General features: G+C 63.1%; 1 protein-coding gene. It reads left to right on the plus strand.

The window, feature by feature from the left end:
• Window positions 1–45 precede the first annotated feature (45 nt).
• Window positions 46–1,470: a gamma-aminobutyraldehyde dehydrogenase gene (locus tag SNL23_RS11400; RefSeq protein ID WP_076017499.1), complete on the plus strand. Its 1,425-nt coding sequence runs from the start codon at window positions 46–48 to the stop codon at window positions 1,468–1,470.
• Window positions 1,471–1,498: the final 28 nt, after the last annotated feature.

A 1,498-nucleotide genomic window follows, 5' to 3' on the forward strand; every position in this document is an offset into this window, starting at 1 on the left:
CCGGTTTCGGCAGGGGAAACGATGCAGCTTTAAGAGGACTGAACCATGCAAACCAAACTGCTGATCAACGGCCATCTGGTCGAAGGTGAAGGCCCGGCGCAGCCGGTGTTCAACCCGGCGCTGGGCCGGGTGCTGGTGGAGATCAAGGAAGCCAGCGAAGCCCAGGTCGACGCCGCCGTGCGCGCCGCCGACAGCGCCTTTGAAGGCTGGTCGCAAACTCCGCCGAAAGACCGCTCGCTGCTGCTGCTGAAACTCGCCGACGCCATCGAAGCCCACGGAGTAGAACTGGCCAAGCTGGAGTCGGACAACTGCGGCAAACCCTACAGCGCCGCGCTGAACGACGAGATCCCGGCAGTGGCCGATGTGTTCCGTTTCTTCGCCGGCGCCAGCCGCTGCATGAGCGGTTCGGCCGGCGGCGAATACCTGCCGGGCCACACCTCGATGATCCGCCGCGACCCGGTGGGCGTCATTGCCTCCATCGCGCCGTGGAACTACCCGCTGATGATGGTCGCCTGGAAAATCGCTCCGGCGCTGGCCGCCGGTAATACCGTGGTGCTCAAGCCGTCGGAACAAACCCCGCTGACCGCGTTGCGCCTGGTGGAACTGGCCGCTGAAATTTTCCCGGCCGGTGTGCTCAACCTGGTGTTTGGTCGTGGGCCAACCGTTGGCAGCCCGCTGGTGAATCATCCGAAAGTGCGCATGGTGTCGCTGACCGGTTCGATTGCCACCGGTGCCAATATCATTTCCAGCACCGCCGACAGCGTCAAACGCATGCACATGGAACTGGGCGGCAAGGCGCCGGTGATCATCTTCAACGACGCCGATATCGACGCGGCCGTGGAAGGCATCCGTACCTTCGGTTTCTACAACGCTGGCCAGGATTGCACCGCTGCGTGCCGGATTTATGCACAGGCCGATATCTACGATGCGTTTGTCGAGAAGCTCGGCGCGGCAGTGGCCAGCATCAAATACGGTTTGCAGGATGATCCGGAGACCGAACTGGGCCCGCTGATCACCGCGCAGCATCGCGACCGTGTGACCGGGTTTGTGGAGCGTGCCGTGGCGCAATCCCATATCCGCCTGGTGACCGGAGGCAAGGCGGTGGAAGGCAACGGGTTCTTCTTTGAGCCGACCGTGTTGGCCGACGCGCAGCAGGACGATGAGATCGTGCGCCGCGAAGTGTTCGGGCCGGTGGTGTCGGTGACCAAATTCAACGACGAGGCCCAGGTATTGGGCTGGGCCAATGACTCGGACTACGGCCTGGCGTCGTCGGTCTGGACCGCCGACGTCGGCCGCGCCCACCGCCTGGCTGCGCGCTTGCAGTACGGCTGCACCTGGGTGAACACCCACTTCATGCTGGTCAGCGAAATGCCTCATGGCGGTCAGAAACTGTCCGGCTATGGCAAGGACATGTCCATGTACGGCCTGGAGGACTACACCACCGTTCGCCATGTGATGTTCAAGCACTGACACCCTTTACCCCTGTGGAGCGGGCTCA

It is taken from the genome of Pseudomonas sp. SED1, assembly GCF_034044025.1.
Classification (GTDB): domain Bacteria; phylum Pseudomonadota; class Gammaproteobacteria; order Pseudomonadales; family Pseudomonadaceae; genus Aquipseudomonas.

Excerpts from the sequence above, each read along its gene's own strand:
- SNL23_RS11400 (WP_076017499.1), top strand. The coding sequence starts at position 46 with ATGCAAACCAAACTGCTGATCAACGGCCATCTGGTCGAAGGTGAAGGC.